Here is a 14,592-nt window from a genome sequence, read left to right as displayed (position 1 = left end):
CATTTTCCTTGCATTTTAATAGGGCCGCTCTATATCTCCTGAAGATTAAACACATGGTAGCCCCAAGCCGGTAGATCGAAATAAAGACCAGATACTAAACTATGACCCGATCGTTCATACACAATGGAACTCATTAAATCTTGAAGCTGATACTGTTTCTCCACCAGAGCAGTATCTGGTAAGGTTACATAGCATTGACCAGCATGGGCAGAATAGTTCACAACAATGAGTAATCGCTTTTCATTCTTCTTCCAAGCAAAGCTGATGAAGTCATTCCAGGTATCGTTTCCTTCCCAGGCAGGTGTACAAGCCAGTAATTGCCACACTCCTTTTCGTACAACCGATAGCTGCAAACAGTTTAACAATTGACGATAGAAGGTATACAGATCGTCATCAATAGCTTCAACGGGACCACGTTGCAGATGTACCGAAATTTTGTGATGAAATCCCTCTAGCTGTCCCTGGTGAAAGAAGCGCAATCCTGGACTTAGAAAGGTGAGAATGGCAGCGGCTCGATGCACATCAGGTGGAAAAATGCTGGCAGCACGGGGTTCATCGTGATTTTCCAAAAAACGTGCTAACTTAATTTGGTAATTTAAGTCTGCCTCAAAGTGTTCTCGGACGGGTTGGGCATGTTGCTCACGCAAGCAATCATATAGGCGCTTATCGTAGGTATAGTCAAACCCAATGTGTTGTAACGTCCATTCCAACTCCCAGTACACCTCTGCCATGAAGATAAAATTAGGATGTTGTGATCGTACCGCCTGTATAGCAGTTTGCCAAAATGGTTCTGTCGCAATACCCCAAGTGCGTTGAAACACCTCCGGTAGTACCAACATAGCCATATCACATCGCACTCCATCACAGAATTGAGCAATGCTAAGCAACTCGTCTTGCATGGCAGTTTGTACAGCAGGATTGCCATAGTTCAGTTGTAACGTATCAGGCCAGCCCGGAAAGTAAGGATCACGACCATAGGCAAAGATGGCGTCGCCTGTTGGTAGAGACACCCGGCAATAGTTCTGAGGTTCTTGCTCCAACAATTCCTCAGTGCCATGAATAAAAAATTCAGGATGAGTTTGAACCCAAGGATGATCCAGCGCTGTATGGTTGGGAACGAAATCTAACATCAGCTTGAGACCTCGTTGATGAAGTCGATCGCGCAAGTGTTCGATTGCAATATTACCGCCTAAGCGATCGCTTCCTACATAAGCTTTGATCGCAAAACAGGAACCATACACATCATTATCATCAAAATCAGATAGCAACAAACGGTATTCCGTTAACCAATCGGAATGAGACAAAGAAATTAATCGCCCGGCTTCTCCGGTTTGCCAAACTCCTAGACCGTAGACCCAATCAAAACCCAGATTCACGATTTCATCTAAAGCTGCATCAGGAATGTCATCCAGTGTTGCTGAATCATTCAATTGCTTTGACAGCAAGGCGATCCAGACACGAGTGTTGACTTGGTATAACAGAGGGGCAGAAAAGGGTGTCATTGCTTTGACCTGCAAAGAGCCGCACCAACGACGTTGTTCAACGCAATTGATACCGCTCTATTAATACCGCAAAATTAGTGCGATATGGTGATGATCTGTCGCCGCTTACCGCCGCTTTTCCCTACTCAATCAAGTCTGGTATTTGACTGGAGCCATGGACGCACTCATGTCTAATACAGTTTCTTTGGTGAAGTAGCCCAATGCCTGAATAATTCGCGCCACGCAGCCTGTCCACCCGGTTTGATGGCTGGCCCCAATCCCAGCCCCATTATCTCCATTGAAATATTCATAGAACAAGATCAGATCACGCCAATGGGGATCAGTCTGAAATTTTTCAGCACCACCATACAAAGGACGCCGACCGTTTTCATCTTTGAGAAATATTCTGACGATGCGTTCGCTGATGCAATTAGCTACGTCATACAGGGTCACGTACTGACCAGAGCCAGTCGGATACTCTACAGTGAAATCGTCGCCATAGTAACTGTAGAATTGCAGCAATCCGCGCAACAGCAAAATGTTCATGGGCATCCAGATTGGCCCGCGCCAGTTAGAGTTGCCGCCAAACATTCCAGAGGTTGAATCTCCAGGCACATACCCTACTTTGTATTCTTGACCTTCGTGGTAAAAGAAATAGGGGTTTTCTAGGTGATAGCGCGACAGGGAACGAATGCCATAGTCACTGAGAAATTCGGTTTCGTCCAGCATCCGAGAAAGAACCCGGCGTAGTTTGTCCTCATTCAAGATCGACAGCATTAATCGTCCTCGGATACCTTCTTGGGACGGAAGATGAATATTACCTGTGAGTTCGGGATGTCGCATGATGAACGTTTGGGCTTTTGTCCGGAAGCGAGGCAACGTTTCAAAGGCTTCACGCGGAAAGACAGCTACCGCCATCAGTGACAGTAACCCCACTAACGATCGCACTTTCAAGCGAGTGGAATGACCATTTGGCATCCGCAACACATCATAGAAAAAACCATCTTCTTCATCCCACAATTCGTCATAGAAATCACCGATGCGATCCATTGCTCCAGCAATCCACATTGTATGTTCAAAGAACTTGATAGCAAAGTCTTCGTATAGGGGATCGTGCAGCGCCAGTTCGATCGCAATCTGAAACATTTGCTCACTAAAGAACACCATCCATGCCGTTCCGTCTGCCTGCTCTAAATGCCCCCCTGTGGGTAGTGCCGCACTGCGATCGAATACCCCAATATTATCCAGTCCCAAGAAGCCGCCCTGGAACAAGTTATTACCGCCTTCATCCTTGCGATTAACCCACCACGTGAAGTTGATTAGCAGCTTAGAAAAGGCATATTTGAGAAATTCAATATCTCCGTTACCTTGATTCAGCGCCCGATCGCGAGTATAAATTTCCCACGTTGCCCACGCATGGACTGGTGGATTAACATCCCCAAAGTTCCATTCATAGGCAGGAATCTGACCATTGGGATGCAAGTAATCTTCCTGCAACATCAGCATCAGTTGCTTTTTAGCAAACTCTGGATCGATGATGCTAATGGGAATCACATGAAATGCCAAATCCCATGCCGCATACCAAGGATATTCCCACTTATCGGGCATGGAAACAATATCATCGTTATTCATGTGGAACCAATCGCTATTGCGCACATGTCGCCGTTGGAAAGCCGGAGCCCAAGGATTGACGCCTCGTTCCCGCAGCCACAAATCGACATCGTAGTAGAAATATTGTTTCGTCCACATCATTCCAGCTAACGCTTGTCGCATGATATTTGTGCGATCGGCATCTGCTAAAACGGTGGGTGGAATGACAGTCGCATAAAAATCATCTGCTTCTTTCAAGCGCGTGGCAAAAATCTGATCAAAGTCAGCGAATAGGTTTCCGAGTTGAGCCGGAGCATGTTTACTAAGTCGCAAACGAATCACCTTAGTTTTCCCTGCATCTATCATGCATTCATAGTGCGGAGATACCTTGGTTCCCATATTGTATGGATTAATGGCATCCTGTTGTCCATGAACAATGTAGTTGTTGATACCATCTTTCACAAAAGGAGTAGCATTGTCTGTTCCAAAAATTCGTTTGTTGTTCGTTTCATTCTCTATGAACAATAGTGGAACAACACTATCGCAGTAAAAGTAATATTCAGTTATATGCTGCTTTAGCAGATTATTGGTGACTTGAGCATGAACAACACTGTTGCCCGTTCCTTCTCGTTTCGTTAAAACAGGTTTTGCACCACTGTCTGACCAAGACCACGTGTTGCGAAACCAAAGCGTCGGTAATACATGAAGCGGAGCTGCTTCAGGACCGCGATTGACCACGCTAATTTTAATAAAAAGATCTTCAGCATCCGCCTTGGCATATTCCACAAATACATCAAAGTAGCGATCGTCATCAAAGATGCCTGTATCGATTAGCTCATATTCTAGTTCGTAGCGATTACGATGACGATTTGTTTCAACCAAATCATCGTAAGGAAATGCTTTTTGTGGATACTTATACAGGTATTTCATATAGGAATGGGTAGGGGTACTGTCAAGGTAAAAGTAATACTCCTTGACATCCTCACCGTGATTTCCTTCGGCATTCGTTAAGCCAAACAAGCGTTCTTTCAAAATTGGATCTTGACCATTCCACAGTGCCAGCGCAAAACAAAGTAAATTGTGATCATCGGTGATACCTCCCAGTCCGTCCTCTCCCCACCGATAAGCCCGCGATCGCGCCTGATCGTGGGGAAAGTAATCCCAGGCATTACCGTCTGTACTGTAATCCTCTCGAACCGTTCCCCATTGGCGTTCACTTAAGTATGGACCCCACTTCATCCAATTGACTTCACCTGTGCGATTTTGTTCAAGGCGCTGATGCTCTGTGGTCATAGATTGCTCCTATTGATTCGGCTACTCAAACAACTGCATGAAGAGAAACTATTAATTTGCGGCGAAATGATTGCTGATAGCACGAGGCAGCATAATCATCCAAATTCCAGTAAAGATAAAACTAACACCTGTAAAAAATCCCAACAACCAAATCGCATTGTTGGGCCATCGATTCAAAATTAAAATTCCTAAAATCAGTGCGACAATACCGCTAAATACCATTAAGCCCCAACCCGGCTCCGAACGGATTTTAAGAGCTGTAATAATCTCAACCATTCCCTGAATCAAGATTGTCCATCCAAACACCAGTGTCAAGGTGAGTTTTGCTCCCAACATGTTGCTGAGTAGCAGAACGCTGGCCACCATGTAGAACATACCAATCAGCAACTTCAACCAAAAGCCCCGCTGTCGCCGAGATTGTAATGCATGAAGGATTCGGACGATTCCTGCTAATAAAAACGTCCAGGATAGAACCCGCGCTACCACAATCGAAGCAATGAAAGGTTCGACGATCGCCGTAATGCCCAGCATAACCATAACGACGCCCAAGGCAATTAACCACCCTAAACTGCGTCTCACTTCATTGATGGTTTCAGTGTTCATAACCATTTCTCCAAAGGGATACGCCAGTGTAAACCTGACTTCGCTTCTCGAACTTCCGTTTTTTATCCTGCTGATCTATGCACACTCCACACGGCATCTAACATCGTGCAATCGATCGCCTGTAAACTCTCTTAAGTAAGATACAGATCCGCGCTAAATGTGCTGCATTATGCACTCCCATTTCCTGAGAGAAGGACAAGTGCGTTGATTCGCTTAGAGAGGACATTTGGTTCTCGAAATCCTTGCTGCACAAGCTTTTTCCGGTTCGTTATGGTTCTTAAAATGTGCCGATCGGATCAAGATTGAGCCAAACATCACATATTTATTAAGAGACAGCAGGCTGAATATTGTTACTAGAATAATTTTGCTTTCAGCTTAGAACAAGAAAATATGAAACTGATATGAAGGCGCAGTTTACTCATATACACTGGGAGCCTGTCGCGTTTGCAAGTGTGGCATTCGCCCTCGTTCCCCAACCCTTTCTTCCAAGTTTGAGGGCAGGGAAAAAGGCTTTAAAGCCCCGCTCCCATGTTTGGGAACGGGATTTAGGGTGAGGGCACAAAGGTGACAAGCACACCATATACCTGCTACACGAGGGTTGAAGAGAAATGGTTATCAAGCGTTGAATTCAATTAACGACACCCTCTACCAACACAGACTGCATAGCACTGCCCTGGGTTTAATCGTCGCGCCGTTGCCGCCGCAAAGCATCGACTCAGAGCAACCTGTCTTGCGAATCTGCTGCCAGCCGCTGAAAAAGTTCCTCCTAGTCGTGGATGTCTAGCAAAACAAGTACAAGTATTGAGACCTAAACCTGGTAAAACAGCGCAAACAGGAGAAGCAATAGCAAAATTTGTTCCAGCAACTGTAATGCCTGCACTTGCTAAAAAAGCAACCAAACCAACTGCTGTTGAAGTTCTCATAGAAGTGTCTCCTATTTTAACTTTGACAAAAATATAGGCTAAGCCATGGCTCTAGCTCATGCCTTGCTGTCAAAATACATGTTTCGATGAATTTGAAAGCAAATGAACCACTCTTGATTTGAGATAAACTGAGAAGAATTTTTAGTAGAATCGAAACAATCGGTTCTAACTAAAAAATGACCTTATTCTTCATTAAGTTCTTTATGGTGTTCGTCTTCCTCAGAAATCTGGAAGAATCAGTATGAGAAATACTGAGACAGTTTTTTGATAAATAGTTAAAGATCAAAAATACAAAGAAAATTGAATGAATGCGAATTTGAGAAACAAAATCTATGGTTCGATAATCATCCTTCAATAGCCTAAAATCACCTAAATTGGTCGAAATTACTGTCGAATAGGGAGATACGATGAATGCTGTTTTGAAGCGTGCTCCTTTCCCCTTGACTATATAATATCAGCCTTTAATGAGTTTATATACTCAGAATTAACAGGGTGAAATAAACAACAAAATTATTGCTTAATCAAACCAAGTGTTGTGTTTCATTCCATCATTTGCAGTAAAAATCTAGTCTTCTTGAATCGTTTTGATTTCCCTCGATCCTACCTTGGCAAGCGAAATCTAAATGCGGCGTCAAGTTCCTATCTTTATGAGGGTTAGAGGGAGAAAACCCTGTCAACGTTTTAGGACTGTAAAGGTAATTTGATTAAATAGCTCTCAGGCATTTTGCTACATACAAGCAGAAGTATCCACAATGCGACCCTTTACACTCCTAAGGAACCGTTTCAGGCAACACAGGCGGATCAGCTGCAAACCATTTTCTGTAGATTGTTTCGTATTGACCATTCTTCAAAATGGTTGACAATCCTTCATTAATCGTTTCCAAACTAGAAGCATTTTTAGGAACAGCAATGCCATACAACTCTTCGTTTAGCAAGCGACCCACAACCTTCACGCCGATCGCTTCTCCTTGATTGATGAGATAAGCTGTAACAGGTGCGTCATTGATAACCGCATCCACCTTGCCATCCTGCAACATTTCAAGCGCCCGAATCACCGTTTCAAATGGCTTTACTTTTACTCCAGAAATCATTCTAGCTTTCGCTTCACCTGTAGAACCTGATTCAACTCCAACTCGCTTGCCTGGTAACGTGTCAATCGAAGTAATTTCCGTATCGCTTGCCTGCGTTGCGATTGCCAAACCAGACCTGAAATAGGGATGAGAGAAATCTACAACTCTGGCACGATCGGGGGTGATAGTCAAACCATAAATGGCCGCATCAATGGTTGAAGTGTGTAAACTGCGAATCACCTGATCGATTCCATTTTGGTTTTCAAACTCCACAACAAAGTTAGAAGCCTGGCCAATCGCATTCATTAAATCAATATCAAAGCCCTGTATAGAACCGTCTTCTGCCAAAAAGGTAAAGGGAGGGAAATATGGAGCCGTTGCCACACGCATGACGGGTAAGTTGCCCGCATTGCCAGTTGCATCGGCTAATTTGATGGCTCCTCCATCAAGGGTATTGGCGCTACAAGCCCCTACGACGAGAACTCCCAGAAAACCGACGACTCCAAATAAAAGTTGTCGCAAGAACCGCGATCGAGTAAAAGGTAGCATACTAAATAAACTCCTTAGAATTAATAATAAATAAAGCTCTCTTGAGAACCATCTTGGAGGAAGATGCAGAGGATGGTTCAGATTGGTCTAAGTTCTTTACAAGCAGGCGCTTTATTTGCTCTATAGCGTGAATTATTGGCGTTTTTCTAGAAGTTTATGGAACAATTAAGCGTTGCTGAATTCAGAACAATTTGCTCTCTCCCCCTCTGCTTTTCCCCAGAAGTTGCGAAAAAAGTGTCTCCTATTGTGATGGGTTGCTCATTACGAGATTACCGAGCGAGATGATTGAGAATTTACAGACGGCTTAGATTATTTTGAGATCGAATGCTCCCTATTGCTTGCAAGGTGAACTGGAAGAGGTGTTGCGCCGCCTTGCCACTCAAGTTTTAGAAAAAGTGGCAATCGATGAGCAATTTACGTCGTTTATGGGGTTGGCTGATTGTGGGAGAGTGGGTTGAGTGGTTTCTTCTACGTTCCCACGGCTTACATAAATTCTTTTGGCAGAAACAAGGTACGGGACTGGCGCGATTCGAACGCGCGGCCTACCGCTTAGGAGGCGGTCGCTCTATCCTGCTGAGCTACAGCCCCAATCCGGCGTTCTGGACAATGAAACCCGATCGCCGATTGATACCCAATTTTAGCGTAACGAATTGAATTACTAGATCTTCTCTCGCTAAAAAGCGTAGCTCAATACCCGAATCACCGCGCCTGATTCCGGCAAACTGGCAGAACTGAGGGTAATTGTATCGCTGCTCACGGGGTCAATCGGCGTGCCTTGCATCAGAGCGAGGAAATTGTCGATCGGCTCAATGTCACAAGTGGCGTCATCTGCGGCTTGGGTACGATAGTGGGTTGGAATGATGAGGCGAGGATTCAGCGTTTGAATCGCCCCTCTGGCTTCTTCCGGAGTGAAGGCTTTAGGACCATTGCCAACGGGAACCAATAGCACATCAGGGCGACCAATCAAAATCTGCTGCTCAACCGTGATTGGCGCGGCGGCTCCGCCCAAATGCACAATATTCAGCCCGCCTTGATTCCAACGCCACACCACATTTATGCCAAAGCGGCGACCACCAATGTCATCATGGTCGGTAGCGATACCTTGCACTTGCATTCCCGGAAATTCGTAAATTCCTGGTTCTGAGAGCACTTGCGGATCATTGGGCAACCCGTCGGTCACGCCTTCATCAAGCAAACGGCTACTAATCATCACCAAATCTGCCGCTACTTGAGGGGCGCGATAGCCCGCCGTACAGCCGATCGGTCGAAAGGGATTGGTCAAAATTCGTCGCCCGTCACCCGTGAACAGAAAACTTGTATGACCCAAAAATTGAAGGGTAACTGAGCCAGTCTGAGCCTGCGCCAATGGGCGATCGACCAAACTCAATCCCACGGTGGCCAGCACGCCTGCGCCAGCATATTGGATAAATTGACGCCGCTTCATGCGCTCCTCTCCACTTTCATTGCATACCGTTGAATATCTGCGTCAGTGGCAGCCGCGATTGGGTCAGTTCTTTCCGCGAGTTCCTCACTGACCAGTCCCGAGCTAACTGACGACAAACCGTCATTTTACAGGTATTCGGCCCATAAACTTGCAAGCCATGTGGCAGGTTTGTAGATTGACCGGACTCTTGACGATCGCCAAATGATAGTATTAATGTACTATATTAATATCCTTAGAGAGGCTACCCTATGTCCCTAGAGCACTTGATTGCGCAGCAAAATGACTTGTTGCAGCAACTCATTGATGTACTACAGCAAAAGCGTCAGCTAGGGTTTGGGGAGTCTCCGCGTCCTAAGTATATCTACTGCAATCGATCGCAGGGTGGCCTGTGGTATTTTCTGTCCGAAGATGGGCACCGATCGCCACAGCTAATTCCTCATTCGGCGTTGACCTGTGTGGTGGAAAAACTGGAGTTAAAACAAGTAGAACGACGGGGGCGGGATACCTGGAAAACGCAGTTGCATGTGCAAGCCGATCGCCCCTATATTTTGGAAGCTGGCTACGACTCTAACTTCAGCCGATCGTTGCTGAGTGCCTTAGCCACCATGACCCCCCAACAGTTGCAGCGATCAATCACGATTGAGGTACAAGCGGCTGAATCCGAAGAAGTACTGTTTTGTCGAGTATATGCCGACGGCGGGGAATTGGTGTTTGCCCCGTGGGACACCCAAACCGATTGGCGCAACGTGGCCCAGCGTGCCATTGCCAATATTGACTTGGCTCAGGGTAAAGAATCGATCGCTGCCTGAGATGATTGCCGAAATGATTGCGGACTTCAGATAACTGCTTCTGGTTCCTGCCGCGCTACCCTAAGATAGCGGATATGTAAATGGAAGCAGTCAGGTAAAGGAAAAAGGTATGCGATATTTGATCACCAGTGCGTTGCCCTATATTAATGGCATCAAACACTTGGGAAACCTGGTTGGTTCAATGTTGCCCGCCGATGTGTATGCTCGGTTTTTGCGGCAAGAGGGCGAAACGGTGCTTTACATTTGCGGCACAGATGAGCACGGCACACCCGCAGAACTGGCTGCCCTGGAAGCAGGCTTAGAGGTAGCAGACTATTGCAAACGGCAATACGATCGCCAAGCCGATGTGTATAGCCGCTTTGGATTATCGTTCGACTATTTTGGTCGTACCTCGTCGCCAGAAAACCACGAACTCACGCAGCATTTTTATCAGCGGCTTGACGAAAACGGCTTTATTGAGGAGCGGGAAATTAGCCAGATGTATTCGCCAGAGGACGGACGGTTTTTGCCCGATCGCTATGTCGTTGGCACCTGTCCGAAGTGTGGCTATACAGCCGCTAGAGGTGATCAGTGTGAAAACTGTACCTCTGTCTTGAACCCCACTGATTTAATCGAACCCCGATCGGCGGTTTCCGGCAGTACTCAGCTAGAAGTACGGCAGAGTAAGCATTTGTTCTTGAAGCTGAATGAGTTGAGTGACGCCGTGCGCCGCTGGGTAGAGCAGCAAACCAACTGGCCCATATTAACCAAGTCGATCGCGTTAAAGTGGCTCAATGAAGGGCTGCAAAGCCGTTGTATTACCCGCGATCTTAGCTGGGGCGTTCCGGTTCCGAAACCCGGTTTTGAAACCAAAGTGTTCTATGTTTGGTTCGATGCACCAATCGGCTATTTGGCAGCGAGCAAAGCCTGGGGACAGCAAGCAGACGATCGCGACTGGCTGAGTTGGTGGCAACCCCATGATGATGTGCGATATGTGCAGTTTATGGCCAAAGATAATTTGCCGTTTCACACCATCATGTGGCCTGCTATGATTTTGGGCACCCGAGAACCCTGGAAACTGGCAGACTATATCAAAGGCTTTAACTGGCTCAACTACTATGGCGGCAAGTTTTCTACCAGCAGCAAACGCGGTGTATTTCTCGATCAGGCACTGGAAGTGCTACCTGCTGACTATTGGCGCTATACTCTAATGGCTTCTGCCCCTGAGTCGTCCGATTCGGCCTTTACCTGGGAGCAATTGCAAACCAAGGTCAATAAAGATTTAGCAGATAATTTGGGAAATTTCATCAACCGCATTCTCAAATTTGCCGCTTCGCGCTTTGATGGCAAAATTCCAGCGGGTGGCACACCGGGCGCAGCCGAACAGCAACTAGAAGCAACTTGCCGAGATATGGTAGAAACCCTGCGTCATCACCTGCATCATATGGAGTTCCGCAAAGCGGCTGATACGCTCTGCGCCTTATGGACAGTGGGCAACCAATATATTGACGATCGTGCTCCGTGGGCGTTGTTCAAGCAAGACCAAGATGAAGCGGCGGTTGTCATCCGCACCTGCATCAATCTAATTCGGATCTATGCGATCGTCTCCAGTCCGTTCATTCCGTTTACTTGCGACATCATCTGCGCAGCCCTTCACTTGAACGAGTCTGAACGCCGCAGTTCTTTCACGGATGTCGTTAATTTCCAGGCGCTGCTGCCCGATCGTCCCTTTGATGTGCCACCGCCGCTGTTTCAAAAACTAGACGATGATCAAATTGCCGAGTTGCGATCGAGGTTTGGCGGAGCGTAGGGATTAGGGGTTGGGAACTACCCTGAGCGTTGCCTTTATCCCTATCCTCACACCGCTATTCATCCTCTACTCATACTCATCTAGGGTTGATTTCGCTGAATCAATCGATTTAGAGTTGAATGATGATTTAACGGCAGCAACGGCTGCGATCGTCCATTCTTTGGCGGTTTTCAAGAAGCGGGTTGCTTGCTGCGAAAACTCTTGAGAGTTCTGGGGCAATTTTGACTTAAATTCGTCAGATTGCAGGTAGGTAATTAGTTGCTCGGTTTGGGTTTGTACCACTTTACCGAAAGAATCTTGATAGAACGGCACATGAGTCCGTTGCTCTACGGGGGTTTGTTCCCAGCGCAAGGCTAATGTTTGCCAACCAAACCAGCCAATCAGGGCGATCGCACTCATTTGCCCTAACAGCACGGCTCCACGAATCCGTTCGGCATAGTTCCAAAGTACATAGGCATAAAATAGCCCCACGCCGCTCCAAATCAAGTCATGTTTGCGGTAAAGCTCTGGAAAAAAAAAGGCGATCATATAGAAGGTAAAACTACCAAGCGCAACCCCGATCGCCAGCAGATAAGTCAGCATCACATCGCTCCTTCAGGCCAGTCTGTGCAAACTTCAGAAAGCTAGGTTGTATATTCTGCATTGATCTTGACATAGTCATAGCTGAGGTCGCAGCCCCAGGCCATGCCTGATCCAGAACCACTGCCAATATCGATCGCTACTAGCACCGTATCGTCTTGCAGATACGCCCCAGCCGCCGCTTGTTTCATATAAGCACTAGCTGCCGCCCGATCGAACGGTAACGGTTGTCCGCGTTCCATCAGCAAAAACGTGCCCAACTGCACACGCAAATGGTCTTGCTCAAACGGCACACCCGCCCGCCCCGCAGCGGCAGCAATCCGTCCCCAGTTGGGATCACGACCAAACACCGCCGACTTAAACAGAGACGAACCCGCGACCGTTCGGGCAATTTGCCGGGCTGATGCATCATCGGGTGCACCAGAGACCTGCACTTCAATCAAGCACGTTGCGCCTTCACCATCGCGGGCGATCGCCTTTGCCAAATGCATACATACCTCGGTCAGAGCGGCTTCCAGTTTATCGGACTCCGCTCCCGATTCGGTAATGGCTGGTGTGCGAGATTCACCATTCGCCAACGCAATCAAGGAATCATTGGTACTGGTATCTCCGTCTACAGTAATTTGGTTAAAGCTCTTGTCGGCGGCCCGGCTGACCATTTCCTGCCACAAGTGCGGAGAAATTGCGGCATCGCAGGTGACGAACGCCAGCATCGTGGCCATATTTGGGTGAATCATGCCAGAGCCTTTGCAAATCCCTCCCACCCGCACCGGACGACCATCCAGCATCAATTCCAGCGCGATTGATTTCGTCACCAAATCGGTCGTAATGATCGCTTTAGCCGCTGCATCAGAACCATTATCTGAGAGTGTTTCCACCAGCTTAGGAATTCCCGAGCGCATCTGTTCCATTTTGATGCGTTGCCCAATCACCCCCGTAGACGCAACCAGCACCAACTCCGGTGAAATTCCCAAAGCTTGTCCGGTCAGTTGGGCGCTTTCTACCGCATCCGCCCAACCTTGGGCCCCGGTTGCCGCATTGGCTTGTCCAGCATTACACAAAATTGCCCGGGCCGATGGTTTCGCTTGCAGGCGTTGACGGCAATAATCGACGCAAGCCGCCTTCACCTGACTGGTGGTGAACACTCCTGCCGCGATCGCATCCACATCCGACACGATTAGCGCTAGATCGGGCGAACCAGAAGGTTTTAGCCCGGCGGCAATCCCACCCGCTTTGAACCCCTTCGGTGCAGTGATGCCTCCCGAAACAACCTGCCAGTCCGCCATTGTGCTTTACTCCTCTACTGCTTCTAAACGGTCTTACTGCTCACTTATTGCTCAATCTTCACCGATACAATCTTGTCGCCTTTGCGAATGGCATTGACCACATCCATGTCATCCGTATGGCCAAACACTGTGTGGACTCCATCCAGATGAGGCTGTGGTGAGTGGCAAATGAAAAATTGGCTCCCGCCCGTATCTCGACCAGCATGAGCCATAGACAAACTACCAGCCACGTGCTTATTCGGATTAATTTCACACTTAATGGTGTAGCCTGGGCCGCCCCGTCCGTCACCTCGTGGACAACCTCCCTGAATCATGAAATCAGAGATCACCCGATGAAACGTCAAGCCATCATAAAACCCCTTTTGGGACAGGTCAACAAAATTTTTGACAGTGTTGGGGGCATCGTTGTCAAAGAGATCAAGATGAATCGTTCCCTTGTCGGTTTCCATAATGGCGCGAGTCATAAACCAATTCCCTCTTTTGCGATCGACTGACGTGAAGCCTAGTGTACGTCAATCTTTGGTGTTTCGCGCAACCCTGCTAGGAAAACCCATCAGAAAAGCCCCATAGTAAAAAGCCCCATAGTAAAAAGAACGCCTCCTGCTGAAGAAGCGCCCTTGCTCGGTGCTATTCAAGCTGACGTTAACCTTAGAACGATTGAATGGTTAGAACCTGAACGGTTAAACGGAATGTAGAGAGCGGGTGTTGATGCGTCATGTTAAGCGAGTCACTAAGGGAGCTAGCCTAACCATTCACCCAATGATGATTAGGGTTTGCCGATTCATCCAAACCTAGCCATGACTTAGAGTCTAGGTGTCACCCGATATCACTCTCATCCACCATTACAAAATTTGTAAGCTTTAATAACTCTTGACATATCTCAAGAAACATTGACCTAGACTCAGCAATCAATCATCTAGCTGAGCGAGGCATTGCTGCGATCGTAATCATCTCGATTCAAAGGCTTTCCTTGAATGTGGCTTTCGTAGTCAACCGTATCTAACCCAACTTCAGCGGCTGCACGAGTCAACATTGCCTGATGACGATTCTTGATCATCTGATGATGGCGAATCATTAATGCCCGGGCCTGATCTCTCGTAGACATAGTGAACCTCTCTGTTTATTAGCTGATTTGAACGTCCTGAACTGATTTCAGAGGGCGCGCTGATCTGCGTC

General features: G+C 47.2%; 13 protein-coding genes and 1 tRNA gene. 4 read left to right on the top strand and 10 right to left on the bottom strand.

Features of this window, described 5'->3' with window-relative positions; translation table 11 throughout:
* Positions 1–29: 29 nt before the first annotated feature.
* The 3 genes from OXH18_RS02945 to OXH18_RS02935 all read right to left on the bottom strand — a co-directional run bounded on the left by OXH18_RS02945 (position 30) and on the right by OXH18_RS02935 (position 4,967).
* A complete protein-coding gene (locus OXH18_RS02945; RefSeq protein WP_268610928.1) occupies positions 30–1,502 on the bottom strand; it encodes an alpha-amylase family glycosyl hydrolase in 1,473 nt (490 codons plus the stop codon).
* Between the two features lie 129 nt (positions 1,503–1,631).
* The gene (locus tag OXH18_RS02940) at positions 1,632–4,364 is read right to left on the bottom strand and encodes an MGH1-like glycoside hydrolase domain-containing protein (RefSeq protein WP_268610927.1); all 2,733 of its coding nucleotides are present in this window, start codon (positions 4,362–4,364) and stop codon (positions 1,632–1,634) included.
* 51 nt (positions 4,365–4,415) lie between these two features.
* On the bottom strand, positions 4,416–4,967 hold the full coding sequence (locus tag OXH18_RS02935; protein ID WP_268610926.1) for an HdeD family acid-resistance protein: 552 nt from the start codon (positions 4,965–4,967) through the stop codon (positions 4,416–4,418).
* A gap of 801 nt (positions 4,968–5,768) precedes the next feature.
* On the opposite strand from OXH18_RS02935, the gene OXH18_RS02930 reads away from it, so the two are divergent.
* A complete protein-coding gene (locus tag OXH18_RS02930; protein ID WP_268610925.1) occupies positions 5,769–5,927 on the top strand; it encodes a hypothetical protein in 159 nt (52 codons plus the stop codon).
* 733 nt (positions 5,928–6,660) lie between these two features.
* Here the strand turns inward: OXH18_RS02930 and OXH18_RS02925 are convergent.
* Entirely contained in the window at positions 6,661–7,509 is an 849-nt protein-coding gene (locus tag OXH18_RS02925; RefSeq protein WP_268610924.1) for a basic amino acid ABC transporter substrate-binding protein, read from the bottom strand.
* A gap of 314 nt (positions 7,510–7,823) precedes the next feature.
* Here OXH18_RS02925 and OXH18_RS02920 point away from each other — a divergent pair, with 314 nt between their 5' ends.
* The gene (locus tag OXH18_RS02920; RefSeq protein WP_268610923.1) at positions 7,824–7,967 is read left to right on the top strand and encodes a hypothetical protein; all 144 of its coding nucleotides are present in this window, start codon (positions 7,824–7,826) and stop codon (positions 7,965–7,967) included.
* A 56-nt stretch (positions 7,968–8,023) separates the two neighbouring features.
* Here OXH18_RS02920 and OXH18_RS02915 read toward each other — a convergent pair.
* Positions 8,024–8,097, bottom strand: a tRNA-Arg gene (locus OXH18_RS02915).
* Between the two features lie 85 nt (positions 8,098–8,182).
* Positions 8,183–8,953, bottom strand: coding sequence for an MBL fold metallo-hydrolase (locus tag OXH18_RS02910; protein ID WP_268610922.1), 771 nt, complete (start codon positions 8,951–8,953; stop codon positions 8,183–8,185).
* A 248-nt stretch (positions 8,954–9,201) separates the two neighbouring features.
* On the opposite strand from OXH18_RS02910, the gene OXH18_RS02905 reads away from it, so the two are divergent.
* Together OXH18_RS02905 and metG are read left to right on the top strand one after the other, a co-directional pair.
* Positions 9,202–9,762, top strand: coding sequence for a hypothetical protein (locus OXH18_RS02905; RefSeq protein WP_268610921.1), 561 nt, complete (start codon positions 9,202–9,204; stop codon positions 9,760–9,762).
* A 109-nt stretch (positions 9,763–9,871) separates the two neighbouring features.
* Positions 9,872–11,551 carry a methionine--tRNA ligase gene (gene metG / locus OXH18_RS02900; RefSeq protein WP_268610920.1) on the top strand — a complete coding sequence of 560 codons (1,680 nt, stop codon included), beginning with the start codon at positions 9,872–9,874 and terminating at the stop codon, positions 11,549–11,551.
* Positions 11,552–11,617: 66 nt separating this feature from the next.
* Here metG and OXH18_RS02895 read toward each other — a convergent pair whose 3' ends face one another.
* The 4 genes from OXH18_RS02895 to OXH18_RS02880 all read right to left on the bottom strand — a co-directional run bounded on the left by OXH18_RS02895 (position 11,618) and on the right by OXH18_RS02880 (position 14,521).
* Positions 11,618–12,133: a Ycf66 family protein gene (locus OXH18_RS02895; RefSeq protein WP_268610919.1), complete on the bottom strand. Its 516-nt coding sequence runs from the start codon at positions 12,131–12,133 to the stop codon at positions 11,618–11,620.
* 41 nt (positions 12,134–12,174) lie between these two features.
* Complete coding sequence (gene argJ / locus OXH18_RS02890; protein ID WP_268610918.1) at positions 12,175–13,416, bottom strand: bifunctional ornithine acetyltransferase/N-acetylglutamate synthase; 1,242 nt, start codon at positions 13,414–13,416, stop codon at positions 12,175–12,177.
* 44 nt (positions 13,417–13,460) lie between these two features.
* Entirely contained in the window at positions 13,461–13,880 is a 420-nt protein-coding gene (locus OXH18_RS02885; protein WP_268610917.1) for a peptidylprolyl isomerase, read from the bottom strand.
* A 452-nt stretch (positions 13,881–14,332) separates the two neighbouring features.
* A complete protein-coding gene (locus tag OXH18_RS02880) occupies positions 14,333–14,521 on the bottom strand; it encodes a hypothetical protein (protein WP_268610916.1) in 189 nt (62 codons plus the stop codon).
* Positions 14,522–14,592 lie beyond the last annotated feature (71 nt).

Origin of the sequence: Thermocoleostomius sinensis A174, from assembly GCF_026802175.1 — a bacterium.
Lineage (GTDB): Bacteria > Cyanobacteriota > Cyanobacteriia > Elainellales > Elainellaceae > Thermocoleostomius > Thermocoleostomius sinensis.
Note: the sequence above shows the minus strand (reverse complement) of the source record. Positions and strands in the feature narration are given on the sequence as shown.